The organism is Vibrio sp. NC2, assembly GCF_025195005.1.
In the GTDB taxonomy this organism is placed as follows: Bacteria; Pseudomonadota; Gammaproteobacteria; order Enterobacterales; family Vibrionaceae; genus Vibrio; species Vibrio splendidus.
On sequence record NZ_JANVFC010000002.1, the window covers coordinates 54062 to 79865 of the forward strand.

A 25804-nucleotide genomic window follows, 5' to 3' on the forward strand; every position below is an offset into this window, starting at 1 on the left:
ATGCTCACTAATAATAAGAGATTTACTATGCGAATTATGACTCTATTGATGTCGTTATTGGCGGTGTTAATGACACCCAATGCATTGGCAAAAGAATATAAGATCGATAGCGATAAGCTGACGATTGGTATCACGCTTCAGCCTTACTACAGCTACGTAAAAGCCGTGGTAGGTGACAAAGTGAACATTCTTCCATTGGTTGATGCTGGGTTTAATCCGCATAACTACTTACCACAACCCAATGATTTGAAGCGATTGAGCCAAATGGATGCCATCGTGGTAAACGGTATTGGTCACGATGATTTCGCGCTTAAAGTGATTTCAGCCGCGCAACGTGATGACTTAGTGGTGATCGAAGCAAACAAAGAAGTGCCTCTACTTCCCGCATTAGGCCAGTCTGTTGGTCAAGGTGCTGTGAACCCGCATACGTTTGTTGGGCTTTCGACAACGATTCAAAAGGTTTACACCATCGCGAGCGAAGTCTCTAAGCTCGACCCAGACAACGCGGCTTTTTATCGTAAGAATGCACGTAAATACGCAAAGCAATTTCGCTTTATGAAGCGCGATGCGATGTTGTCATTAGGTGAGCTCGATACATCAGGCATGAAGGTAGCGACTACGCACAATGCGTATGGCTACATCCTTCAAGAATTTGGTGTGGATGTCGCGGCGGTGATTGAGCCTGCACACGGTGTTGAACCGAGTGCGAGCCAACTTCAAGAAACGATCGAGAAGATCCGCGCATCGGGTATTGATGTTCTGTTCTATGAGCTCAACATGCCAAACCGTTTTGTTGACACCATTGAAGCGGAAACGGGCGTTCAGCTTTACCGTTTCTCTCACATGACGCACGGTGAATATGAAGACGACAAAGTCGCAGTTGAAATGAAGAAGAACCTAGAAACGCTGATCGAAGCCATGAAATTTGCTGCGGCTAACCAAGCGAAGAGCGGGAATGCATAATGCTAGGTCCATCAATTTCAATTAATCGGCTCGGTCTGCAATACGACAACAACGTCATTCTTGACGATATCTCACTAGAACTTAAAGCGGGTCAGTGCCATGTGATCATGGGGCCAAACGGCGGAGGCAAAACGTCTTTGCTGCGCTCTGTTCTTGGTCTCACACCTTTCTCTGGGCAAATCAATATTCATTGGCCAGAAAAGCCAAGTATTGGTTACGTTCCTCAAAAAGCGACCTTCGAATCGAGCTTACCTCTGACGGTCATGGATTTCGTGTTGCTTAACCAAACTCGAATTCCACTATTTTGGCGTCGTAAGTCTAAGCAATTGGATCTCGCACTCGCGCAATTGGATCGTGTGGGTATGGCGACTCGTAGCGACCGCCGTATGGGCCAGTTATCGGGTGGTGAGCAACAACGTGTATTGTTTGCTCAAGCCTTATTGGATAACCCAAGTTTATTGGTTTTAGACGAGCCGACCACAGGTATGGACGAGCAGGGCGTTCGTTATCTTGAATCTCTAATTCGTGAATGCGTTGATGAAGGTCGCACCATTCTTGCCGTTCATCATGATGTAACTGCAGTGCGTCGCCTTGAAGCGAATGTACATGTTGTGAATCGATTCTTGGTTGATAGTGGTCCTAATGAGCAGGTACTACACCCAAGTAAGATTGAAAGCTTGTTCCAGCACTACAGCAGTGGTGCAGCTATCGTTAAATCGAAGGAGGTTGCGTAATGGATTGGTTACGACAACTTGCCATAAGTGGCGTTGAAGCGGGTTGGTTATCAGACAGCTTCATGTACGCGTTCATGGTGAATGCCTTGGTTGCGGCGCTATTACTCGGCCCGTTATTAGGTGGCCTTGGTACTTTGGTGATTGCAAAGCGTCTGGCTTTCTTCTCTGAAGCGGTAGGTCACGCCGCATTAACCGGTATTGCTATCGGTGTTTTGCTTGGTGAGCCACCAGAAAACCCAATTATTGGTCTGTTCAGTTTCTGTATGATCTTTGCGTTGCTTCTTCATTTTGTAAGAAACAGAACCAATGTGCCATACGATACTTTAGTCGGCGTTTTCCTTGCGCTCGCTTTAGCGGTCGGCGCGGCATTGTTGATGTACGTGGCGCGTAAGATCAACATTCACATGCTTGAAAACGTGCTGTTTGGCTCGATTCTCACGGTAACAGATCAAGACTTAGCAATCCTCGCAGGCAGCTGCGCACTCATCATTTTGCTCTTGATACCGACGTTCAACCGTATTCTTCTCACTTGTATTAGCCCTGATATTGCCAAGGTTCGTGGCTATAACACCAGCTTTTATGACTACTTGTTTGTCATGATGATCACCTTAGTGACGATTGCAGCAGTGAAGATCGTGGGGGCGGTTCTTGTTGGGGCATTACTGCTCATCCCAGGCGCGACGGCTCGACTGTTGACAAAACGCATGGGCAGCTTTGTTTTGCTTTCTGCGTTGCTGGCAACGGTCGCGTGTTTAGTTGGAACCGTCTTACCTATGGAATTGAAACTACCAGTACCTTCGGGCGCTTCAATCATCATCGTTTCTGCGACCTTTTTCCTAGCGGCGACGCTATACCGAATTATAAGAAAGGCATAATCATGACTTCTTTAATGAACCGTATCTCAATCTCAGTGAAAGCAGCGGCTCAAGTGAGTGCACTTAGTAGTCTGTTGTTGGTTGGCTCATTGGTGTCTCTCAATGTTAATGCTGAAGATATCCTAACCAGTACGCCGGTGACCTACGCGTTGGCGACTGAGCTAACCAGAGGCACAGACATTACCACTGAATACCTACCACCAAAACGCTACGGTATTGATCGCTTGCCTAATTGGTTTGGCACTAAGGGCGCAAGTAAGGTGCTTAAGTCAGGTGAAAAGGCGACTGTTGCACTAACGCTGTCATCTATCTGGCAAGCTGATCCTACATTTGTATACGCAAGACAAGGCAACATCCGTTTGGTTGAGGTTGATGCTGCTCAAGCGATTACACCGCGTGCGCAAGGTGTCGCTGCGCTGACGTTATCAAATGGTGAAGTGTCTAAATACGCGTGGTTAAACCCAACCAATCTAACGCGTATGGCGGCAATTGTGGCTGATGACTTTAAGTTGTTGTGGCCGGCGCAAGCTGAGACCATTGATAGCAACCTACAACGCGTGATGCTTGATGTTCGTGAACTGATTAACAAGCAACAAGCGGTGTTATTGGATAACGACGTAGATTCAGTATTGTTGCTTTCAGAAAGCTTGGAAGATTTTGCTTCTGGTAGCCAACTTTTTGTTGAAGAGCGCATGTTCAAAGCTGAACTGGAATGGACAGAGCAAGACAAAGCGAAACTCAAAGCCATGTTTTCAGAAGACGATGCACTCTGGTTAGTCACAGCGAAAAAGCCAACGACGTTGATTAAGTCACTGGTACCGAATGAGCGAATTCTTGTTGTTGATTCCGTAGACCGTTGGGGAAGAGCAGGGATTAACGCAAAAGCGCCATTTGCTCGCTGGGAAGTTGAGCCTTTCAAAGGCTAAGTGGCTAAAATAAGTTAGCTAATAAACCGCTCGTTCAACAAATGCGATCAAAAAAGCAGCCCAAATAGAGGCTGCCTTTTTTGTTCTTGTCCGTTGGCTCTAGTCTGAGTTTTGGTTCAGAGTGCTGGGCAAGAGTGCTGCGAGCTAAAATTTACTCTGCAGCTTTTGTCTCTTTAGTTTCGATACCCGCTTCTTCCGATTCAACAGAAGCTTCAACTGTGCCTTCAACTGTCCCTTCAGCTTGCTCTTGAGCGGCTTTCGCTTGCTCTTCAGCTTCCATTTTTGCGCGGTCAGCTTTAGAAATATAGCGAGGCTTGTTGCTACCATGCAGTTTAGACGTCGCCTGTTTCTGTCTTTTCTTTAGAATTTGATTGATTTTTTTCTTACGGTTCATTGCTGCATAGCCTTGTATTTAGTTTATGCGGTGGAGGATAATCATTTTAGATCTAGAACTCAATATTTACATGCTATCCAGCAAGGAAAATATCACTATGCAGGCAGTCGAAACCGCACGCTTACGATTAAGAATGATCGCACCTCAAGATGCGGCGTTTATTCAGCGATTATATAGCTCAGAAGATTTCTTACGTTACATCGGAGACAAGGAAATCACAGATACTGGCAAGGCTATTGAATACATCGAAAATAACATTCTTAAGATGTATAGAGAGAAGGGTGTGTGTTTACTGATGGTCGAGATTAAAGAGTCTTCAACGCCAATCGGTGTCTGTGGTTTGATTAAAAGAGACACACTAGAGGCGCATGATATTGGTTATGGTTTTGTACCTGAAGTCTATGGCCAAGGTTATGCAAAGGAAGCGGCACAAGCGATAATTGAACAAGCTCAACATAATGCTGATATCGATCATATAGTTGCCATCACGACCTCTGATAATATTCGAAGCATCGCACTGCTGACTAAGTTGGGTTTTGTGTTTGAGCGAGTTGAAGAGGCGATCAATGAAAGCGTCAATCTCAACCTGTACGGTCTATCACTGAGTAATTAATCATGTTTCAACATAACAACATTCTTCAAGGCGAACTCGCAACCGAGTACAAAACTGTTATTGCTATGGTGCACATCTATTGCAAAGATCATCACGGTGCTGTTCGTTTGGACAACGCGTTATGTGAAGAGTGCGAGCAACTGTTGCGTTATGCTGAAACAAGACTTGATCGCTGTCCTTATGGCGAGGCGAAGCCAACCTGCAATAAGTGTCCGATTCATTGCTATAAGCCTGACCCTAAAGAGCAGATGCGTTTAGTGATGCGATATGCTGGGCCAAGAATGCTACTCAAGCATCCGATTTTAGCGATACGACATTTGATACATGAGAAGCGGAAAGTGCCAGAGAAGCCATTGCCGAATGTGTCGAACCGCCATATCCGAATGAATAAGAAGTAACACATTGTTTACTGTGTGAAAGTATGTGTAATGTGAAAGTAATCGAAGCAAAAAAGGTCTGATTACTCAGACCTTTTTGATGTAGATACACTTCTATCTAAGCTTGAATGCAGCTAGGTAGCTAGTAGGTTCGCTAGGTAGACCGGTAACTTATGCCGCTTGAGGCTCGTCGTAGGTCACTGTAAGGTTGTTGATCCAGCGTCGGCTCAAGTATCGGTGCGAGCATATAGCTAACTTCACCACTTCTTCTACCAACATCAAACCATAGATGTATTTGAAATCCCATCCAGCGACAAACGCACCGTAAACACATACTGGAATACCCACCATCCACATCGCGATGAAATCCATTCGCAGGCAAAAAGCGTTATCACCACCAGCGCGAATAATACCGTTAATGATCACCATGTTGAGCATACGAATGACTACTGCAAAACACATAATAGTCATTGCAGGTGCAGCGAGTGGGTACAATGCATCGGTAGAAAGGTTTAGCCATGATAGAACATGTTCTTTACCCATAAACAGTAGCAACCCAACGACCGCGCCAAACCCAACGACGGCTTTAATGAATGTTAGACCCATGCTCATCGCGTCATCAAATTCATCACGGCCTAATGAATGCCCTAACAAAACAGAACACGCCACTGAGATACCAAAGAAGATCGAGTAACACAGCGATTCAAATGGTGCGAGCATCGAAAACACCGCAAGCTCAGTCGTGCCCATGTGACCGAAAATCATTTGATATGCCATGGTACCCATTGCCCACAACACAGCATTCATCGTCAACGGCAAAGCAATGCGACGGTAAGACAACCACAATGACGGGCGATGTGGTGAACTCGGCGTCGTTAATAGCCAATGTTTACGCATACGCATGTAGCTATACATCAAGCCCACTTGAATCAATCGCGCTAAGGTTGTTGCCAATGCCGCACCTGCTACGCCCATTGCTGGAATGCCGAAAGCACCTTTAATAAGAATGAAGTTAAGCGCTATGTTGAGTGCGATGGTAACGCCGCCTAATAATAGCGGAGTTACGGTGTCACCTGACGAGCGCATGCTTGCTTCTACCACGACAACAATGTGAGTCAGAAGTAGAACAGGGAAGCCATACCATAGGTAAGTCGCGCCAAGTTCAATCACGGTTTGATCGCTGGTTTGCAACATCATTAAAAACTGAGAACCAAGAGTGATGATTGCAGTAACAGGCAACAGAACTTTTAAGCCAAATATCATCGCAATCGAGGATACTGTTCGTGCGCTTTTTCGGTCATTCTTTCCCCAGTATTGAGCGACTAATGTACCGTTTGCTGAGGCCAACCCTGCCATAATCATAATAGCAACGAAGTGCCATTTTGACGCAATTCCCACAGCTGCAGCTGCTTCCATACCATAATCACTGACCATTAATACGTCAGCAAGGGCAAGAATAGCGACAAGCGCACTTTGCAAAGCAACAGGTAAACCAAGTTTAACGATACGAGGTAAGATGCTCTCTGGCTTGTTATTCATAGATGAGTTAGGGTTGATGTTAGTTGTCATAAGCTCTCCGATTTATGGCAGAACTATAGTGTTTTGAGCGAAGTAACAACATGTTTAAAAAACAACAAAACCTGTGCGAATCCGTCATTGAATCAATGAAGCCAAAATCCACTTGGCACGATGACGTTTTTCTTGCCGAACAGTGCAAAGAACGTTTTTTGACCGTTGAAGATATCCCAGAGATGAAAAGCTTTGGTGTCTATATGGGCGGTATGGCAAAGCTATACGATGGTTATTGGGTTGAGCGAGAATCCGTCAATGTTCATACGTTGATTTTTACTCAAGAAGGGGGTGGAATTCTAACCACTTCAACCTCGGTACAAGCGATTACGCCTTATACGCTGGTGGTTCTTCCTGCCGAAACCCCATTTCGTTTTGAACTCGATCCTCAATATAATTATTGGAAAATGGCGTGGATGCTGACGCCTGATACGCAGCAATGGCAGCACATAGCAAGTTTAGGTCAGGGGATAGTGCCGTTCGGAGAGTGTGAGCAGATCTGGTCATTAATGAACTTGGTTTACTTTGAGATAGGCGGTAGAGCCAGTTACCGTAAGTTGCTTTTGAGTGAAATCATCCGAACGTTGACGGGGTTTGAACCCAAATCGACCAGCACCACCGCACGTGTTCAAGCGCTCTATAACGAGATTGAAAGCAGTCTGCACCAGCCATGGACAGTGGCAGGGATGGCCGAAAGGGTGTTCATCAGTGAAGAGCAGCTAAATAGAGTCACCAAGACGCTATTCAACCTCTCACCACGCAGTAAATTGATTCAATTACGCATGGATAAAGCCACCAGTTTGCTGAAATATCAAGATTGGTCAGTCTCTATGATTGCTAATCGATTGGGCTACAAAGATCCTTATAACTTTTCACATCGTTTCAAAAAGCATTTTGGTCTGTCACCCAGCCAGTATCGAAAAAGCCATCGACTTCTTGGTTAGCCTTGCTTATTTCCTCGATCAATTACGCAAGATCAAGCTTTGCAGTAATATTACTGTATTGAGCTATCTATCAATTTAGTATTTTTGCTCTATTCGATAGTATTGGAAATATCTCAGAGACGACTGCTTATGCAACACGAGGAATTAATGCACCAAGTTATCAGTGAGACGGATGATTTAGCTCTTCCGTCGAAGCTCATTTTAAACAATAAAGAGTTTCAATCAGGCACTAAAATCGTACGCAAGCAGGGTTGTGGTTCAATAATAGGAACGCTTGCTGAGCCTCATCGTAAAGTACTTTTCTATCTTTACTTGAACAGAGGCCAAGTGGTGAGCAAGCAAATTTTGAAGCGTGTAGGCTGGGCAGGTAAAACGGTGACATCTGCATCTGTGTTGGTTGCTATTTACGAGATAAGGAGGATTCTTGACTGCCGTTGTATACAAACTGTTTCCAACGAAGGGTATGTCATGGAGTAATAAATAATCTTCTATTGATATCCTGTTAATATATTAATAATAAAAATTTAATCTCTTTACCGTACGAGTTCCATTGATTATCGTCAATTCTAAAACGTCCACTTATAAGCGACGTTATATAAATATGAATGAATCTGACTTTGTCGCTGGCTATATAGTAAGGGAATGATATAAAAATGGACTCTTATCCTGCAATAGAAACGAACCACTCTGAAAACAACGTAGTACTTGAACTAAACGGTAAAATTGTTGAACTCAACACCAAACTCATTCGCAATGTTGAAAATGGTTACGTACTGGCTACCATGCCTTTAGCGTACCGAAAGATCATTTTATTTATGAATCGACATCGAGGTGAATTGTTCAGTGTTGGCCAATTAAAGAAGATTGGCTGGGAAAGTGAGAAAGTGACCAACTCATCTGTGATTGTTGCGATATCTGAAATAAGATCACTATTCGGAGACGGATTAATCATCACGATTACTGGTGAAGGTTACGTATTTCAACCTTAACCATTTGAAATAATAGATTTTATTGCTATTTGTTATTGCTATTTGTTATTGGTTTTTTGTCGCTCTTTCCTCCAGACGACATAAAACAAAAAGGGCTCTTAATTTAGACGGGAAGTCATAACTAAGAGCCCTAGTGATACCGTTCTTGTGCCTGCCTATTTGATTTACTCGCCTGCAATCTGTAGAGGAGAACGCTTTAGGCTAGCAATTAGCATGTAGATGGTTGTAGCGAGTAGAGACGCGAACAGGTAAGTGAATAATCCTGCTTGTGAATCCATAAAGCTATCCGCAACCAATGGCCCTGCTACAGAGCCGATGCTGTAACACAACAACATAACTTGAGTCACTGAAACTAAGTAGCTCGGGTCTAAATTGCGACAACCCAAGTTAATCGCAATTGGGTAAAGTGCAAATGTCGCCATACCTAACACAAACAAGCTCATACCAAGAACGTAAAAATCATGGTTGATAGTGAGCACACCAATGCTTGCAACCCCTAGTAGGCAGAACAGAGCCATTAATAACACTTGTCCTATGTGATGAGATAACCACGTCACCATCGGTTGAACGGCCATACCACCCATAATCACTAACGCCATCAAACCGCCAATGTCTTGGTGTGCGATGTTGCGCTGAGCGAGTTCTACAGGCATCAAGCCATAAATAGACCCAAGTGTTAACCCGGATACAATACAGCCAATCAAAGCGCTGTGGCTTAGCTTACTGATTTGTTTCAGTGATAAAGACTGCGCATCGTGAATTTGTGGTGCTGTTGCTTGTCCGTACATCAATACAATGATTGCTCCAAACAGCAGGGTGAACATTGCAATGAAAGGCACGCCACCCGTAATACCAAGGTATCCGATGCCAAGTTGACCAACGGCCGAACCGCCATATAACGAACACATGTAAACCCCTAAACGTTTCGCACGTTGAGATTCTTCACCGCTCATTAGCCAAGATTCCACAATCACAAAGATCCCAGCGACTGAGACACCCGCGACGAAACGAGCCAACAACCAAACTGATTGATGTGGCGCCAACGGTAATACAAGAATCGTGGCGATAAATACGCTAAGTGCAATGACGAACGCGTCTTTGTGACCAACGCGAGCGATCGCACGCTCAATCAATAACGTACCCGCTAAAAGACCTGCATAAAAGGCACTCGCCAACCAACTCGATAGATTGCTGTCTAAGCCATATTCAGACAGCATTAATGGTAATGAACTCATTAAGTAGCCTGAAGCGATCGCGTAAAAAGACAATGCAATAACAGGAACAGTTATGCGAGTTGTTGGTTGGATGTTGTCCAATGCAGGAGCCTCTAAATAGTAAAAGAAACGATGAATTTTCCGCGACTATGGGGGAGAAACTGAATTGGGTAAAACGAATAAAAATGGTCGTTAAGATAAAAGAAATTTATCGTGTTTGTTGGCTAAAATACCGTTGTGATATTTCATGTTTTCGCGATGTTTTCTGCGGTTAAATAGCCGATAAAGCGTTGTTCAAACGACTATTTAATTTGAAAGACGGAGAGAGATTCGTTGTATTCATCAGATTTTAACTTAGGGCGTTTAATCGTGTTAGACCACTTCTTTACGGTATTGCCTTGGAGAGCTTCCGCTCCACTTACGAAAGGCGTGCCGAAAGTTCGCACTGTCCGAAAACCCAACGCGCTCAGATATCTCTTCAATACTCATATGCGTCGATGAAAGATAGTGCCTAGAGAGGTGAAATCGCACGTGATCCAATATTTTCTGATAGCTCGTGTCTGCAGCTTTAAGGTGTCTACGTAGTGTTCTAGAAGACATTCCTAATTCTGTGGATAGCGCCTCAATGGAAGGATAACAGCCAGGCCTTTCAATAAACATTTGTGAGATCTTCTCTTTAAGGCTGGTGGGCGCGCTCACTCTAGCCAACATGTCGTCACAAGATTTCAAACACATTTGTAACGTGATTGGGTTAGCCGTTGGTAAAGGTGAATATAGGCGTGTTGCATCGAACTGCCACTCAAGCTGCTCGCAATCAAACTCTACACGGCAACGGAAAATCTCCTGATAGAGATCGCCATAGGAAGGTTTAGGGTAAGGGAAGCGGATCACAAGAGAGGGAAAGGGCTGTTGCAGCACTTCTTCACACAAACTTTGAATCGCGGAAAACCAATACTCACAACAGAAAGGCAACAAAAAATCGAGCTCGATAAGTTGTTCTGCGCGAAAGTATCCGGTTTTATGTTCAACGGACATGGTCTTCTTGAGAACAGGGCCCGCAAGACGAAGATATTTGAAGCCCATTAAAAGAGCGTCTAACAGTGTCTCACTGCTGAACACTGCGTAACCCAATACACCAAAATCACTGAATCGGGCTTCCTGTCCAACTTTTAGTCCTAACCCCTCTACGTTGGAGCTCTCAAGCGCGTTACTGAACACCGCTAATTTTTGTGCGAGCGTGATGTGAGTATCTGGCGTATTGAGCTGGAACTCATCGATGTTACTGCCTTTCAATAACGTATCGACCGTCAAGGATGATGAAAAATATCGAGACAATAGTTGAAGATCAAGAATACCAAATGCCTGCATATCCGGTTCGTAAACTGCGGTGTATTCCATAATATGCCTCTTGTTGAGTGTTCTTATTCTATCTTAACCACGAACATCTTTTCGTCGGCTGTGTTGCAATTATGTCCGAATATCACCGTTTTTTGTCTTTTTGCAACCTTTGCAGAATGTTATCAAAATGTTGTAATTTAATAAGCCGTACACGGACACGTGTGCATAGGGTCGAAATAACAATAGATTAGAAACGAAAGCAAAGAGCAAATGAACATAGGTTAAAAACATATTCGAAACAAAATACAACAACGTCTACGGTGACCGTGATTAATAGGTCTAAGCCGAATAAGGAGATCATGGATGCACAATCTTGCTGTTAACTTGGAGCGCAGCGCTTCGCTTTTCCGAAATAAAGTCGCTCTGCGAATGGGGACGGATGAAGTCAGCTTTTCTCAGTTGGAACAACTTTCTGGAAACGTCGCCGCTAATTTAAAGAGGCTGGGGCTCAAGAAAGGAGATAAGGTCGCGTTGTCGTGTCCGAATGTCACGTATTTCCCGATTGCCTATTATGGGATTCTAAAAGCAGGCTGCGTCGTGGTGCCTTTGAACGTGTTATTTAAAGCAAGAGAGATCGCTTACCACCTTAATGATTCGGACGCTAAAGCCTATTTATGCTTTGAGGGCAGTGAAGAGCTGCCCATCGGTCGCTATGGCTTACAAGGTTTCGAACAGGCAAACCATTGTGAACACTTTGTCGAGATGCCCATCCCAGCCGGCGCAGAAACGACTTCAGAAAGAAACGAGCAGCATGAATCAATCGCTGACTGGTTAGCACAACCTTTGATTCCTTTTGAGTCTGTGGCTTGCCATGGTGATGATACCGCTGTGATTCTTTATACTTCAGGTACGACAGGTCAGCCAAAAGGAGCAGAGCTTTCTCACACCAATATGCAAACCAATGCGATGTCGTCACAGTATCTAATGCGATTGGAGTACAGCGATACCACAATGGCCACACTGCCTTTATTCCATAGCTTCGGCCAGACGGTGATGATGAACGCAAGTGTGCTAACAGGGTCGACCATGGTGTTGATTCCGCGTTTCGAACCGTCACTGGTGATCGAACAGATCATTAACCATAAAGTAAGCGTGTTTGCGGGCGTTCCAACCATGTATATCGCGCTATTAAAGGCGGGAGAAGAGTCCTCTAGTAGTTTAGAAATAAGCAAACGCTCTGAACAGGTTAAACACAGCTTGAGGTTGGGTGTTTCTGGCGGTGCTTCTATGCCACTTGAGGTTATTCGACAGTTTGAGTCTCGCTTTGAGCTTCCAGTATTAGAAGGCTATGGTTTATCAGAAACAGCGCCAGTTGCGACCTTTAATCATATTGATGGTGACCGATTGTCTGGCAGTGTGGGGCAACCTTTGTGTGGTCACCTTATCAAGATCACTGATATACAAGGCAACTCTGTTGCAATGGGTGAATTGGGTGAAGTCTGCATCAAGAGTCCAAGTGTCATGAAAGGCTACTATCAAAGGCCAGAGGCGACAGCAGAAGCGATAAGAGACGGTTGGTTCCTAACAGGAGATATTGGACGCACCGATGAGCACGGCAACTTGTTCATTGTTGACCGCGTTAAAGACATGATCATCCGTGGGGGTTACAACGTGTATCCGCGCGAAATCGAAGAAGTATTGATGTGTCATCCTGATGTCGAAATGGTCGCGGTTGTGGGTGAACATCATGATCGCCTAGGCGAAGAAATTCACGCTCATGTGGTGCTTCACGAACATACACAATGTGATAGTGCAGCTCTGATTACATGGTGTCGTGAGCAATTGGCCGATTACAAATATCCGCGTAAGGTCTTCATTCGCAAAGCCTTACCCATGACAGCAACCGGCAAAATATTGAAGCGCGAATTGCACCCACTAGAAATAGCGGAGATGACTAATGGATAGTTATGATTTTATTGTTGTTGGCGGTGGTTCAGCGGGGTGTGTCATGGCTTCTCGGCTGTCGGAAGATCCTAATGTTACTGTTTGCTTGTTAGAAGCGGGCGGTAAAGACACGAGTCCATTCATTCATACACCCGTTGGCGTGGTGGCTATGATGCCAACCAAACTCAATAATTGGGCTTTCGAAACCGTTGAACAGCCGGGTTTAAATGGTCGTAGAGGCTATCAGCCGAGAGGTAAGACATTGGGTGGGTCTAGCTCTATCAATGCCATGATGTACGCTCGTGGGCACCGCTATGACTACGATACATGGGAAAGCTTGGGCAACACAGGTTGGAGCTATGATTCGTGTCTGCCTTACTTCAAGAAAGCCGAAAACAACGAAGTTCATCAAGATGAGTTTCATGGTCAAGGTGGTCCTCTTAATGTGGCAAACCTTAGATCGCCAAGCCCTATGCTGGAACGTTATTTAACGGCGTGTGAGTCTATAGGTGTGCCTCGTAACGAGGACATTAACGGTGCTGCTCAGTTTGGGGCGATGCCGACCCAGGTCACTCAGCTGAATGGTGAACGATGCAGCGCTGCCAAGGCTTACTTAACGCCAAACCTTTCACGATCGAATCTCACGGTCGTTACTAAAGCCACCACGCATAAGGTCTTGTTTGAAGGTAAGAAAGCGGTTGGCGTTGAATATGGTTCGGACGGACAGCGTTATCAGATCAGATCCAACAAAGAGGTGATTCTATCTGCTGGTGCATTTGGTTCTCCCCAGTTGTTATTACTGTCTGGTGTCGGTGCTAAAGACGATTTGGAGGCGCATGACATCGAACAGGTTCATGAGTTGCCTGGAGTGGGCAAGAACCTGCAAGATCATATCGACTTAGTGCATTCGTACAAATGCAGCGAAAAGCGCGAAACCTTCGGCATCTCGCTGCAAATGGCCTCTGAAATGACCAAAGCTCTGCCGCTATGGCACAAAGAACGCCGTGGCAAGATGAGCAGTAATTTTGCAGAGGGGATTGGTTTTCTTTGTTCCGAAGATCATATCGCCGTGCCGGATTTAGAGTTTGTATTTGTGGTCGCTGTTGTCGATGACCATGCAAGAAAAATCCATACCAGTCATGGTTTTACCTCTCATGTCACCTTGTTGCGTCCGAAAAGCAACGGCAGCGTAACGCTCAATAGCAATGATCCATATGATCCTCCCAAGATCGATCCTGCGTTTTTCAGTCATCCTGAAGATATGGAGATCATGATTAAGGGCTGGAAGAAGCAGTATCAAATGTTAGAGAGTTCGGCGTTTGATGACATCCGTGGCAATGCTTTCTACCCAGTGGACGCCAGTGATGACAAGGCTATCGAGCAAGATATTCGCAATCGTGCAGACACTCAGTATCACCCGGTCGGGACCTGTAAAATGGGCCCTAACAGTGATTTATTAGCTGTGGTAGATAACGATCTTAAAGTTTATGGATTGGATAACTTGAGAGTCATTGATGCTTCTGTGATGCCGACATTGATTGGGGCAAACACCAACGCGCCAACCATTATGATTGCTGAAAAAGTCGCAGATCAAATCAAAGAGGAATACGGGTTAGGTAAGCAAGCACCTAGTATTCAAGCGAAAGGCGAAGCTGTGGTTTAATTCAAGAAGTTAAGTGATAACCATAAATAAAACAGTAGGTTAGATAGTCTTGATTTGATAAGACTCTCTAACCTATTTTTGTGTGCTTACTTAGAATAAAGCCAAAGCCAATTAAATCGCTTAATCAATCGCTTAAACAATAGCTTAAACAATAGCTTAACCAATAGCTTAAATAATAGTGTTACTTGGTTAGAGCTTGATTAAGCCATTGATCAAATTGGCCTTTTGGTAACGCACCGTTAATCGTATCGACACGTTTACCATCTTTAAACACCATCACGGTCGGAATGCTTCTGATTTGATACATTGCTGCAAGCTGCTGCTGAGCTTCAGTATCAATCTTAACGAATCGAACATCTCCCGAACGCTCTTTAGCAACGTCACTGAACACTGGCGCAAAACCCACACATGGGTTGCACCATGTCGCCCAGAAATCGACAACCACAGGCTGTGAACTGTTCAAGATAGATTGGAAATTAAGTGACGTTCCCTCGATGGGAGCGCCATCGAGCAATGCTGTTTTGCATTTACCACAAGTTGGGCTTTCTGAAATTCTTTCTGAAGGAACTCGGTTTACGCCATTACAAGAAGGGCATCGTGTGTTGAATGTAGACATAACTTTCTCTTTTTATTGTAACTCCGTTGCTAACGCGATTTACGAATCACGCACGGAGCGCTTATACTGTTTAAAACTAGAATACGATACTTAAATAAAAACAAACAATAAACAGGTAAATGATGACAAAATTTTACGCCGAAATTACTGGCTGGGGAAAGTGTCTACCACCAGCCGTGCTGTCCAATGATGATCTAAGCACTTTCATTGATACGTCTGACGAGTGGATTCGAACTCGAACTGGTATCGAAAACCGTCGTATCAGTCATGTAAATACCTCTGAGCTAGCGACTGTTGCAGCGAAACATGCCATGGCGTGTGCTGGCCTAACAGCCGAAGATATCGATCTCGTGATCATCGCGACGTGCAGCCCAGATTCCCTTATTCCAAATACCGCATCTAAGGTTCAACAGAACTTAGGCATTAAGAGTGCAGCGGCTTTCGACCTTAACGCAGCGTGTACTGGCTTCATCTACGGCGTTGAAACGGCAACTCGATTGATTCAGGCTGGTAATTACCGCAACGCCATCGTTGTGGGTGCTGAGCGTCTGTCATTCTTCATTGATTGGACCAAGCGTGACACTGCGGTTCTTTTCGGTGACGGCGCTGGCGCTGTGGTTCTATCACGTACTGAAGAGCAAGTGGGTTTACAAGAAGCTCAAATCGGTTGTGACGCCGAAGGCCGCGATATTCTAGCGGTACCAAAATTCGGTACTTCTATGGACCGCTTTGCGGCTGACAACGGTTACTGGGACTTCGATTTCGTTGGTAAAGAGATCTTCAAACGCGCAGTGAAAGGCATGGGCGCAGCGGCACACACAGTCTTGAGCCGCACAGGTATCTCAACCGACAATATCGACGTTGTGATCCCGCACCAAGCCAACATCCGAATCATCCAAACTCTGTGTGATATGGCGGGTATTGATCGCGAGAAAGCGTTTGTTAACATCCAAAACTACGGCAACACATCGGCCGCTACTGTGCCAATTGCATTATGTGAGTCGCTAGAGCAAGGTTTCGTTAAGCCTAACAACAACATTCTTGTTGCGGCATTTGGCGCTGGTTTAACTTGGGGTGCTGGCCATATTAAATGGGGCAGCCGCGTTGAACCGCTAGGTCAATCGGACGCTAAACTTCCTGAGGCCGATAAATCTGCTTTGGAGCTTCTAGAAAGAGCCATTTTACACTGTAAAACGCACCCAAACTCAGCGACTGAATAACGCTAATGAACGACGTATTATGGGTAAAGTGTTTTGAGTAAAGTGCGTCTTATGAAGAAAGCCGACCTCGATGGGGCGGCTTCGGTTCATCAAGCAGCCTTTGTTCGGCAGCAAAACTCAAAAGAATGGTTACAATGTAACTTAAATGCCGCGCCGCGCTTTCTTAACTTTGTTGTAGAAAATGAAGGTGAAATTGTTGGCTACATTATTTGGGTTCAGAAAAGTGGCTTTAGACCGGAAGCTGTTTTAGAACTAGAACAACTTGCTGTTTTGCCAAGCGCTCAAGGTCAAGGATTGGGTAGAAAGCTGATTCTTGACTCTCTGCCGCAAGTGAAGCAGCAGCTAGCGCAGCAAGGTTCGGCACTAAAGCATGTTCTGGTTACCACTAGAGCAGACAATTTTGCACAAAAACTGTATCAGTCGACATTAGGCGCTGAAGTCGAAACCACGATTTCAAACCTGTATTCTGCTGATGAAGTGCTTATGATAGCTCGCAATGTAGGTGAGCGAATCTGATCGCTGAGTTCTTAGAACCCATTATAATCAGTGATATAAATCGATTAACGTTTAATTAGGGGCTTCTATCGCCCCTTTTGTTATTTCTTAGGAAGTGTTTTGAAGAAAGTTTTAGCAATTGGCTACGTTTGGCCAGAACCGAATTCATCGGCGGCTGGCTGCCACATGATGTCTCTTTTACGTCTATTTAAGAGGCAAGGTTGGTCAGTTGAATTTGCAACGCCAGCTCAAGAAACTGAGCACATGATTGATCTCTCTGAAGAGGGCATCACGAGCAAATCTATACAGTTGAATTGCGACAGCTTTGACCAGTACATTGAAGAGCTGCAACCCGATGTCGTGATGTTCGACCGTTTTATGATGGAAGAGCAGTTTGGCTGGCGCGTGGAGAAGGTATGTCCGAATGCATTTAAGTTATTGGATACCGAAGACTTGCAGTTTCTACGTAATGCACGCCACGAAGCCGTTAAGAAAGAGACGGAACTGACCAAAGCGCATTTATACAGTGACTTGGCTAAACGTGAAATTGCTGCGATTTTACGCTGTGATCTTTCGTTGATCATTTCTAGCTATGAAATGGAATTGCTTCAATCTGAGTTCAATGTCGATCCAAAACTGCTTCATCACTTGCCGTTCATGGTTGATCTTAATACGCTTCCTGAAAGCACGAAAAGCTTTGAAGAACGTAAGCATTTCATGACGATAGGCAACTTTAGACACGCACCGAACTGGGATGCCGTGCTTCAGTTACAGAAGATTTGGCCGAAGATCCGCAAGCAGCTGCCTGACACTGAACTTCATATTTATGGATCGTATCCGCCACCGAAAGCCACGGCTTTGCATAACCCTAAAACCGGTTTCCATATCAAAGGTTGGGCTAAAGACGCTCAAGAAGTGATGGAGCAAGCTCGTGTGTGTGTTGCACCACTGCGATTTGGCGCGGGCATTAAAGGTAAATTGCTTGATGCGATGAAGCTACAAACTCCGAATGTGACGAGCGAAATTGGTAGTGAAGGCATGTTACCGCAAGGTGAGTTGCAATGGCCTGGCGCAGTTGCAGACGATATCGACGAGTTTGTTGAACAAGCTGTTGCTCTTTATAAAGATGAAGAGAAGTGGCTGAAGGCACAAAGCCAATGTCATTCGATCCTTGAAGCGCACTACGAGCAGAATCAACTGGGTGACACATTGATTGAGCGATTAACTGCGTTAGAGTCTGAACTTGAATCTCATCGACTGGATAACTTCTTTGGTTCGATGCTCAAGCACCACAGCATGGCGAGTACCAAGTACATGTCGCAGTGGATAGCTGAAAAGAACAAGACTAAGTAACTGACACAATAAACCGAATCAAATCATAAGCCCTTAGGTTAACGCCTAGGGGCTTTTTTCATGGGGGACGCTTTTAAATTCCAAACTTACAAATCGAAACATAACGCCATTACATTAGCATTGACTAATTTATATTTATTAGTAAACTCTAATCTAAGTTTATTAGTAAGACCTAATTTAAAGTTGCGACGAGTTAAATTTAAGTTTGTGGATGGGAGAGGTCGGTGATGAGTTTAATACCTTGGGATGCATTTTTCGGTGGCATGCTACTAGGCGCGTCGGCAATTGTTCTGATGTTGGGGATCGGGCGAGTTGCGGGGATCAGCGGAATCGTTAGCCGCTTATTGCCGTCTAGAAACAACAAAAGATTAGAATCAGGATCTGAATCCAGATCGGACACCAACACAGAGAAAACCGAAAAACATTGGCGACTTGCTTTTGTTGCCGGAATGGTCGCGAGCGGTTGGTTATTGATTCCAACGAGCTACCAACTTCCGCAATTAGAAGAGATCAACTTCGCAGTGGTTATCATCGCCGGACTATTGGTGGGCTTCGGTACCAAGATGGCGAACGGTTGTACTAGCGGTCATGGCATTGTCGGAATGGCTCGTTTGTCTAAACGTTCAATTGTCGCAACCTGTGTATTTATGGGTGTCGCGATGGCAACAGTGTTGGTTCAAAACCTGATTGGCTTGGGGGCATAATGAAAAACTCTTCATTTACTATCGTTATTGGCTTGCTCGCAGGTATTCTGTTTGGCTCTGGCATGATCATTTCAGGCATGGTTGATCCTAACAAGGTACTCGGCTTCTTAGACATTACCGGTAACTGGGACATCAGTTTGGCATTCGTTATGGGTGGCGCGCTATTGATCTTCGCCCCGTTTTATCATCTGGTCATTAAAAAGCGTGCTAAAGCCATCAATGGCGAACATTTAGATAGCAGTAACAATCCACTAATCGACAGAAAGCTGATTCTAGGTTCAACTGCCTTTGGTTTAGGTTGGGGGATTGCAGGCTTTTGCCCGGGGCCTGCAGTAACCAGCCTTAGTGGCGGTAACCCTACGGTATGGCTGTTCGTCTTAAGTATGCTGGTGGGGATGTGGCTGGCAGGTCGAACCAATAAGAGCTGCTAACAGTACGCCTACCATTTATTGCATGGCTGAGAGGATTCGATCTTATCTGACCAAACAGAGAGGCTGACCCGCTTTCAGTAAAAGCTAGTCAGCCTCTTTCTATATCTACTGTTTTCTATTATTTGCACTTATCTACAATCTGCAGTTATCTATAACTTACTGTTTGATCGTTGTTGAAACTGGACAGTGATCACTGAGTTTGTAGTCCAGAACATCTTGCGTTTCAAATACCTTTTGTTTCGCAGGAGAGGCATCCAAGGACTTGCTCACAACAATATGGTCAATCACCGAACGAAATTGATGTGTACGGTGATTGTTGCGGTTTGAGCGCACCTTACAATCTGCTCGAGTTTTTCTTGTTGCCAACTGAGCATCGGTATTTTGCGCCATATCTTTCCACATCCAATCTCGTGAATAGGAGAGGTTATGGTTAAAGTCGCCCAGAATCGCGTAGTCTTCGCCTTTACGTTCTCTTTGCTGTATCCACTTATTCAGTTGTTGAGCTTGGTCTTTGAGCCTTGAACAGTCACGGTTCGACTTGTAAGCGCCGCTGCATCCGGCCTTTAAGTGCACTGACAACATGTGAATTGGATTTGAATCCGTTTCCACAACCATATAACTGGCAAATCTGAGCTTGCTGTTAGCACTCGTTTCCAGAGGAAAGTCAGCGTAGTCGGTGAGTGTGATTTCTTTACGAACCGCGAAGCCCGTATATTGGTTCACTTCTTTGAATTGTCGGTTACTGTTTTTGGGCAATGAACGATCAGACATCAAGATTTTGTATTGATCGCCAGCGATGCGTTGAATGGCATTGACGTCATCGATTTCTTGAAAAGCGACCACATCCGCATTTAAGGATTGGAAATACTGTTCGAGTTTATCGAAATCTGCTTGGTTTCGTTTGGAAGAAAACTTATTCACAGCCTCGTTGGTTGATAACCATTCGATATTCCAACTGGATATGGTCAAAGGTTCAGCAAATGTCTGGCTACTGAGTAAGCAAGCTAACATTACCCACTTTTGAAGTCGTTTCATCCCAAATATCCCTAATTTTGGTGTCCAATATAGTTGAGCCGTTATCCTACAACACTTACCAAAAATTCAACTCTTTTTAGCAGTTTTTTTATTGTTACATTGTTTCTTTTCGACTTGAGAACTCACGTAATAATATTGGATTTATCTTGTTCAGCGAGCGCGTTTTATTGATCCAAATCAATACTCAAAGTTGGTGGTTCTCGTTAAATACGCCACAATATCTAGTGTTAGTTAAACGATAAATCGCTCTATATAGTGTGTTTGTGGATAAGTCTGTGAATACCTCAAGAGTAAGGAGAAGTGGTGAAATCAATCGTAATCAAGCGTGATGGCTCAAGAGCTCCATTCAGTAGAGATCGTATCCAAGCTGCAGTGGAAGCAGCATCAGACAAAGCCGATAAGGAAATTGCTATTTATGCTCTGAATGTGGCATTAGCAGTTGAGTTGAAGCTCGAAGACTACGATGAAGTTCATATTTCTGAAATTCAGACTTTGGTCGAGAACGAGCTAATGCAGGGACCTTATAAGTCTCTGGCTCGTGCCTACATTGAATATCGTCATGACCGCGACATCGCACGTGAAAAGCAAAGCGCTTTAACGCGTGAGATCGAAGGTTTGATCGAAGAGAGCAATGTTGATCTGATCAATGAGAACGCCAACAAAGACGGTAAAGTTATCCCAACTCAGCGTGACTTGCTGGCGGGTATCGTGGCTAAACACTATGCAAAAACTCACATTTTGCCGCGTGACATCGTACAAGCTCACGAGTGTGGTGACATTCATTACCACGATCTAGACTACGCACCGTTCTTCCCAATGTTTAACTGTATGCTTATCGACTTGAAAGGCATGTTAACGCATGGCTTCAAGATGGGTAACGCGGAGATCGACACGCCTAAGTCTATTTCTACAGCAACAGCAGTAACAGCACAGATCATCGCGCAAGTCGCGAGCCACATCTATGGCGGTACTACGATTAACCGTATCGATGAGGTTCTAGAGCCTTACGTAATGACGAGCTACGAGAAGCATTTATCTTTAGCGAAAGAGTGGGACATTCATAGCCCAGAAGCTTTTGCTATCTCTCGTACCGAGAAAGAGTGTTACGACGCGTTCCAGTCTTTGGAGTACGAAGTAAACACGCTACACACGGCTAACGGTCAAACACCATTCGTTACGTTTGGTTTTGGTCTAGGCGAAAGCTGGGGTTCAAAACTGATTCAGCAATCTATCTTGAAAAACCGTATCGCAGGTTTGGGTAAGAACCGCAAAACAGCGGTATTCCCTAAACTGGTGTTTGCAATCAAAGATGGTTTGAACCACCAGAAGCAAGATCCAAACTACGACATCAAGCAATTGGCACTTGAGTGTGCGTCTAAGCGTATGTACCCAGACATTCTTAACTACGACAAAGTAGTAGAAGTGACAGGGTCATTTAAAACGCCTATGGGTTGCCGTAGCTTCTTGAATACTTATGAAGAAAATGGTGAGTTGATTCATGAAGGACGTAACAACTTAGGTGTTGTTAGCTTGAACTTGCCACGTATCGCGATTAACGCGAAGCAAGATATGGTTAAGTTTTACGAACTGCTTGATGAAAAATTGAAGCTGGCTCGTCGTGCTCTAGAAACTCGTATTTCTCGTCTAGAAAACGTGAAAGCGCGTGTTGCGCCAATCCTATACATGGAAGGCGCGTGTGGCGTTCGTTTGAAAGCAGACGACTCTATTGCCGATATATTCAAGAACGGCCGTGCTTCTGTTTCTCTTGGCTACATTGGTATCCACGAAGCAATGACTGCGCTTTACGGCACAGACGTTCACTTGTATGACGACGGCGAAATGCGTGCTAAAGCGCTTGAGTTAGTGGAATACATGAAGCGTGAAGTGGAATCTTGGACGAAAGAGACAGGTTACGCATTCAGCCTATACGGCACACCAAGTGAAAACCTATGTAGTCGTTTCTGCAGCATTGATACCAAAGAGTTTGGTGTGATTGATGGCGTAACAGACCGTGGTTACTACACCAACAGCTTCCACTTAGACGTACAGAAGAAAGTGAACCCATACGACAAGATCGATTTCGAGATGCCTTATCCAGAAATCTCTAGCGGTGGTTTCATCTGTTACGGCGAATTCCCGAACATGCAGAAGAACATCGAAGCGCTAGAAAACGTATGGGATTACAGCTACACACGTGTTCCTTACTACGGCACCAACACGCCGATTGATGAGTGTTACGAATGTGGTTACAACGGTGAGTTCGACTGTACAAGTAAGGGCTTTACGTGTCCTAAGTGTGGCAACCATGACTCAACCAAAGTATCGGTAACGCGCCGTGTTTGTGGTTACCTTGGTAGCCCAGATGCACGACCATTTAACTTCGGTAAGCAAGAAGAAGTTAAACGTCGCGTGAAGCACCTTTGAGCTAACGAAGGATCTTAGTTAAGATCTGCGATCTTTAGCGAGTTAACTTAGAAGAGCTACGTTTCAAGAAATAAGATTGGTATCGGCGCTATGTCGATACCAATTCTTTTGTTTCAGTTCTTACAGCATTTCGCTTCAAACTATTAAGCAATAATGAGTTTCAATACTGCCTTATGAATTATCATCAATATCACCCAATCGACGTTGTAAATGGCCCAGGAACACGCTGCACTTTGTTTGTGTCGGGTTGTGTGCACCAGTGTCGCGGGTGTTATAACCAGTCGACGCAACGATTGGACTCTGGGCATTTGTTTACTCAAGAACTGCAAGACCAAATTATCGCTGATCTCAATGATCCGCGAATCAAGCGTCGTGGTTTATCGCTTTCTGGTGGCGATCCTCTGCATCCTGCAAACGTGTCTGAAGTGCTTAAGCTTGTTCAGCGTGTGAAAGCAGAGTGTGAAGGTAAAGACATCTGGATGTGGACTGGCTACGAACTCGACGAACTCGATGATAAACAGAAGCAAGTGCTTGAATACGTAGATACTTTGATTGATGGTCGCTTCGAACAAGATAAAGCGGATCCAATGTTAGATTGGCGTGGTAGCTCAAACCAAATCATTCATCGGTTCCAGCTTTAGTGGACTAACGTAAATTTACGACATACTACATTAGTACAAATAGTTAGCCTCAGCCCCTCTGCTGAGGCTTTTTTATTTTATGACGTAGTTAAATTTGTAAATTGATGGAATATTGAACTATCTGGAGTAGGGATTGCTAGGATGCACTGGATTCAACTAGAGTTATCTCCTAAAAATCAAAACTTTGATGAATTTCTGTTTCTTAAATTGTAAATAAAATGATAACTTGGAGGTCATTACTTGAATTTCAAAGGGTTGTGACTTTCATGTTTTCACATCTACCAAAACCAACTTTAGATCCAATTTTATCTCTTTCTGTCGCTTACCGCGGCGATCCTCGTACTGACAAAGTCGATTTAGGCATTGGCGTTTACAAAAACGACCAAGGCGAAACACCGATCATGAAAGCCGTTTCTATGGCTCAAGACATTGTTGTCGATACTCAGAAAACCAAAGCTTACGTTGGCCTAGCAGGCTGTGAAGAGTTTAACCAGAGCATGGTTGATCTGCTGCTTAAAGGGACTTCAGCAATGGATCGCGTTGCTGCGATTCAAACACCAGGTGCAAGTGGTGCACTTCGTATGTTGGGCGACTTAATGAAAGTCTCTCAACCAGACACCACCGTTTGGATCTCAAACCCAAGCTACGTTAACCATAAACCGGTGATGGAAGCAGCGGGCTTAAAAGTTCGGTACTACAATTACTTCAGTCCTGAAACGAAGCAAGTTGATACTGCAAGAATGTTGGATGACCTTTCAAAAGCGGGTCCATCAGACGTGGTACTACTGCATGGTTGCTGCCATAACCCAACGGGTGCGGATATCAACTTTGAAGCGTGGCAGGAAATCACCAAGTTATCTCAGAAGAATGGTTTCTTACCGTTCGTTGATATTGCCTACCAAGGCTTTGGCGATGGCCTAGAAGAAGACGCGAAAGGTCTTCAACATATGGCTAACAACGTAGAAGAGATGCTGATTACTACGTCTTGTTCAAAAAACTTCGGTTTGTACCGTGAAAGAACGGGTGCAGCGATTGTGATTGGTAAGAACAGCGAACACGTTGGTAACGCAAAAGGTAAGCTTCTAACGCTTGCTCGTTCAACTTACACGATGCCGCCTGATCACGGTGCCGCGTTGGTTAAAACAATTCTTCAGAATCAAGAGCTAACATCGATTTGGAAGCAAGAATTGAGTGAAATGCAGCAACGTTTGTTAAATCTGCGCCAAAGTTTATGTGATGAATTGCGAAATACTTACAACACGTCACACTTTGACTTCATTGAAAGCCATAAAGGTATGTTTAGTGTACTAGGCTTTAAAGAAACTCAAATGAATCAATTACGTGAGGAATATGGAGTCTATGGTGTTGGTGACGGACGCATCAATATCGCAGGCCTTTCTGAATCCCATATTCCTTATGTAGCTAAAGCGATAGCTAACGTTTCGAAATAAAAGGTGACTGAATGTATAATTGGAAAGCGATTGTAGTTTTAATGCTAAGTGGTGGCCTGTTTGCTTGTTCGACGACGACTCAAGTTCCTGTCGAGCCAGAGCAAAAGCCTCAAGTAGAACAACCTGTTGTGGATGACTCTCCAAAGACTGACGCAACTGAAGGCGAGAAAGTAACGGAACCTACAGAGAAGCCTGAAGAAGTAAAACCCACTGAGCCAGAAGTTAAACCTGAGCCAGTTGAAAAGCCACCAGCAAAACCGTTAAAAACGGATGATGGAAAACTGATTCTTGGTGAAGAAGAGTGGGTGTTTGTTCCTGGTTTGAAAGAAGCATTTAAAGCTCGTATTGATACAGGCGCAACAACATCTTCGATCAGTGCTGTAGATATCGTTGATTTTGAGCGTGACGGAAAAGACTGGGTTAAGTTTAAAATTGAACATGACGGTATCACAACCAAAGAGATCAGTTTACCGGTAGAGCGTTGGGTTAAGATCAAGCAGTCGAGCGCGGAAGGCACACAACGACGTGCTGTTGTCGTAGCTTCAATTCAAATCGGCGATCTGAAAGACAAAACTGAGTTTACGTTAGCAGACCGAACGCATCTTTCTTTCCCTATTCTATTGGGTAGAAGCTTCTTTAGAGATGTTGCGGTAGTGGATGTAAGCCAAAAGTACGTTCAAAAGAAAATTACTAAATAACGATACATCTCTTCCTCAAGCCTTTTAGTCTTGAAGAGAGATAGCTTTAAAAGCGATCAGATTAGAACATTTTTAGTATCGATAAATTGAATCCCTGTCAGTTCAACTGGTGGGGATTTTTCTATTTACACGTTAATAACGTATGAAAAGCATCTAAATGGTCTATGTTTACGATTCGTTTACGGTTTGGCCT

The 25804-nt window shown here is 44.4% G+C and carries 26 protein-coding genes; 20 read left to right on the forward strand and 6 right to left on the reverse strand.

Annotated features, from left to right (window positions below):
- The first annotated feature begins 27 nt into the window (after nt 1-27).
- Genes NX845_RS03970 through NX845_RS03985 form a run of 4 tightly spaced genes read left to right on the forward strand, consistent with a single transcriptional unit; the run spans nt 28 to nt 3498 of the window.
- Nucleotides 28-963 carry a metal ABC transporter solute-binding protein, Zn/Mn family gene (locus NX845_RS03970; protein WP_065682499.1) on the forward strand — a complete coding sequence of 312 codons (936 nt, stop codon included), beginning with the start codon at nt 28-30 and terminating at the stop codon, nt 961-963.
- Nucleotides 963-1697, forward strand: a complete 735-nt coding sequence (locus NX845_RS03975; protein WP_065682500.1) for a metal ABC transporter ATP-binding protein — start codon at nt 963-965, stop codon at nt 1695-1697. Before NX845_RS03970 ends, NX845_RS03975 begins: the two co-directional genes overlap by 1 nt.
- On the forward strand, nt 1697-2572 hold the full coding sequence (locus NX845_RS03980; RefSeq protein ID WP_017095751.1) for a metal ABC transporter permease: 876 nt from the start codon (nt 1697-1699) through the stop codon (nt 2570-2572). The genes NX845_RS03975 and NX845_RS03980 overlap by 1 nt, the downstream gene beginning before the upstream one ends.
- Nucleotides 2573-2574: 2 nt before the next feature.
- On the forward strand, nt 2575-3498 hold the full coding sequence (locus NX845_RS03985; RefSeq protein ID WP_260256553.1) for an ABC transporter substrate-binding protein: 924 nt from the start codon (nt 2575-2577) through the stop codon (nt 3496-3498).
- 151 nt (nt 3499-3649) lie between these two features.
- Here NX845_RS03985 and NX845_RS03990 read toward each other — a convergent pair whose 3' ends face one another.
- On the reverse strand, nt 3650-3892 hold the full coding sequence (locus NX845_RS03990) for a DUF2986 domain-containing protein (protein ID WP_065682502.1): 243 nt from the start codon (nt 3890-3892) through the stop codon (nt 3650-3652).
- Between the two features lie 97 nt (nt 3893-3989).
- On the opposite strand from NX845_RS03990, the gene NX845_RS03995 reads away from it, so the two are divergent.
- Nucleotides 3990-4505: a GNAT family N-acetyltransferase gene (locus tag NX845_RS03995; RefSeq protein ID WP_065682503.1), complete on the forward strand. Its 516-nt coding sequence runs from the start codon at nt 3990-3992 to the stop codon at nt 4503-4505.
- Nucleotides 4506-4507: 2 nt separating this feature from the next.
- Nucleotides 4508-4903 (forward strand): nitrous oxide-stimulated promoter family protein, encoded by a 396-nt coding sequence (locus NX845_RS04000; RefSeq protein WP_017079273.1) that lies wholly within the window; start codon nt 4508-4510, stop codon nt 4901-4903.
- Between the two features lie 150 nt (nt 4904-5053).
- On the opposite strand, the gene NX845_RS04005 is transcribed toward NX845_RS04000, so the two are convergent.
- Nucleotides 5054-6451 (reverse strand): MATE family efflux transporter, encoded by a 1398-nt coding sequence (locus tag NX845_RS04005; RefSeq protein WP_017079272.1) that lies wholly within the window; start codon nt 6449-6451, stop codon nt 5054-5056.
- Nucleotides 6452-6501: 50 nt separating this feature from the next.
- Between NX845_RS04005 and NX845_RS04010 the strand changes: the two genes are divergently transcribed.
- The 3 genes from NX845_RS04010 to NX845_RS04020 all read left to right on the forward strand — a co-directional run bounded on the left by NX845_RS04010 (nt 6502) and on the right by NX845_RS04020 (nt 8384).
- Entirely contained in the window at nt 6502-7395 is an 894-nt protein-coding gene (locus NX845_RS04010; protein ID WP_017079271.1) for a helix-turn-helix transcriptional regulator, read from the forward strand.
- 129 nt (nt 7396-7524) lie between these two features.
- Nucleotides 7525-7872: a winged helix-turn-helix domain-containing protein gene (locus NX845_RS04015; protein WP_029406053.1), complete on the forward strand. Its 348-nt coding sequence runs from the start codon at nt 7525-7527 to the stop codon at nt 7870-7872.
- A 176-nt stretch (nt 7873-8048) separates the two neighbouring features.
- Nucleotides 8049-8384 (forward strand): winged helix-turn-helix domain-containing protein, encoded by a 336-nt coding sequence (locus tag NX845_RS04020; protein WP_017079269.1) that lies wholly within the window; start codon nt 8049-8051, stop codon nt 8382-8384.
- Between the two features lie 164 nt (nt 8385-8548).
- Here NX845_RS04020 and NX845_RS04025 read toward each other — a convergent pair whose 3' ends face one another.
- Nucleotides 8549-9700, reverse strand: coding sequence for an MFS transporter (locus NX845_RS04025; RefSeq protein WP_017079268.1), 1152 nt, complete (start codon nt 9698-9700; stop codon nt 8549-8551).
- 270 nt (nt 9701-9970) lie between these two features.
- Nucleotides 9971-10996: an AraC family transcriptional regulator gene (locus NX845_RS04030; RefSeq protein WP_260256554.1), complete on the reverse strand. Its 1026-nt coding sequence runs from the start codon at nt 10994-10996 to the stop codon at nt 9971-9973.
- Between the two features lie 303 nt (nt 10997-11299).
- Between NX845_RS04030 and NX845_RS04035 the strand changes: the two genes are divergently transcribed.
- Nucleotides 11300-12901 (forward strand): long-chain fatty acid--CoA ligase, encoded by a 1602-nt coding sequence (locus NX845_RS04035; protein ID WP_215514894.1) that lies wholly within the window; start codon nt 11300-11302, stop codon nt 12899-12901.
- Complete coding sequence (locus tag NX845_RS04040) at nt 12894-14543, forward strand: GMC family oxidoreductase (RefSeq protein WP_215514895.1); 1650 nt, start codon at nt 12894-12896, stop codon at nt 14541-14543. Before NX845_RS04035 ends, NX845_RS04040 begins: the two co-directional genes overlap by 8 nt.
- A gap of 181 nt (nt 14544-14724) precedes the next feature.
- Here the strand turns inward: NX845_RS04040 and trxC are convergent, their stop codons facing one another.
- Complete coding sequence (gene trxC / locus NX845_RS04045) at nt 14725-15159, reverse strand: thioredoxin TrxC (protein ID WP_004731082.1); 435 nt, start codon at nt 15157-15159, stop codon at nt 14725-14727.
- Nucleotides 15160-15281: 122 nt separating this feature from the next.
- On the opposite strand from trxC, the gene NX845_RS04050 reads away from it, so the two are divergent.
- The 5 genes from NX845_RS04050 to NX845_RS04070 all read left to right on the forward strand — a co-directional run bounded on the left by NX845_RS04050 (nt 15282) and on the right by NX845_RS04070 (nt 19362).
- The gene (locus NX845_RS04050; protein WP_017082164.1) at nt 15282-16379 is read left to right on the forward strand and encodes a ketoacyl-ACP synthase III; all 1098 of its coding nucleotides are present in this window, start codon (nt 15282-15284) and stop codon (nt 16377-16379) included.
- 51 nt (nt 16380-16430) lie between these two features.
- Nucleotides 16431-16895 carry a GNAT family N-acetyltransferase gene (locus NX845_RS04055; RefSeq protein WP_065682508.1) on the forward strand — a complete coding sequence of 155 codons (465 nt, stop codon included), beginning with the start codon at nt 16431-16433 and terminating at the stop codon, nt 16893-16895.
- 99 nt (nt 16896-16994) lie between these two features.
- The gene (locus NX845_RS04060) at nt 16995-18227 is read left to right on the forward strand and encodes a glycosyltransferase family 4 protein (RefSeq protein WP_260256555.1); all 1233 of its coding nucleotides are present in this window, start codon (nt 16995-16997) and stop codon (nt 18225-18227) included.
- 227 nt (nt 18228-18454) lie between these two features.
- On the forward strand, nt 18455-18931 hold the full coding sequence (locus tag NX845_RS04065) for a YeeE/YedE family protein (protein WP_260256556.1): 477 nt from the start codon (nt 18455-18457) through the stop codon (nt 18929-18931).
- Nucleotides 18931-19362, forward strand: coding sequence for a YeeE/YedE family protein (locus NX845_RS04070; RefSeq protein ID WP_017090406.1), 432 nt, complete (start codon nt 18931-18933; stop codon nt 19360-19362). Before NX845_RS04065 ends, NX845_RS04070 begins: the two co-directional genes overlap by 1 nt.
- A gap of 156 nt (nt 19363-19518) precedes the next feature.
- Here the strand turns inward: NX845_RS04070 and NX845_RS04075 are convergent, their stop codons facing one another.
- Complete coding sequence (locus NX845_RS04075) at nt 19519-20397, reverse strand: endonuclease/exonuclease/phosphatase family protein (protein ID WP_108189733.1); 879 nt, start codon at nt 20395-20397, stop codon at nt 19519-19521.
- 303 nt (nt 20398-20700) lie between these two features.
- Between NX845_RS04075 and nrdD the strand changes: the two genes are divergently transcribed.
- The 4 genes from nrdD to NX845_RS04095 all read left to right on the forward strand — a co-directional run bounded on the left by nrdD (nt 20701) and on the right by NX845_RS04095 (nt 25611).
- On the forward strand, nt 20701-22821 hold the full coding sequence (gene nrdD, locus NX845_RS04080; RefSeq protein ID WP_065682513.1) for an anaerobic ribonucleoside-triphosphate reductase: 2121 nt from the start codon (nt 20701-20703) through the stop codon (nt 22819-22821).
- Nucleotides 22822-22994: 173 nt separating this feature from the next.
- The gene (nrdG, locus tag NX845_RS04085) at nt 22995-23462 is read left to right on the forward strand and encodes an anaerobic ribonucleoside-triphosphate reductase-activating protein (RefSeq protein ID WP_102445858.1); all 468 of its coding nucleotides are present in this window, start codon (nt 22995-22997) and stop codon (nt 23460-23462) included.
- Nucleotides 23463-23728: 266 nt separating this feature from the next.
- A complete protein-coding gene (locus NX845_RS04090; RefSeq protein ID WP_004731055.1) occupies nt 23729-24913 on the forward strand; it encodes an amino acid aminotransferase in 1185 nt (394 codons plus the stop codon).
- A gap of 11 nt (nt 24914-24924) precedes the next feature.
- Nucleotides 24925-25611, forward strand: coding sequence for a RimK/LysX family protein (locus NX845_RS04095; protein ID WP_260256557.1), 687 nt, complete (start codon nt 24925-24927; stop codon nt 25609-25611).
- The last annotated feature ends 193 nt before the right edge of the window (nt 25612-25804 follow it).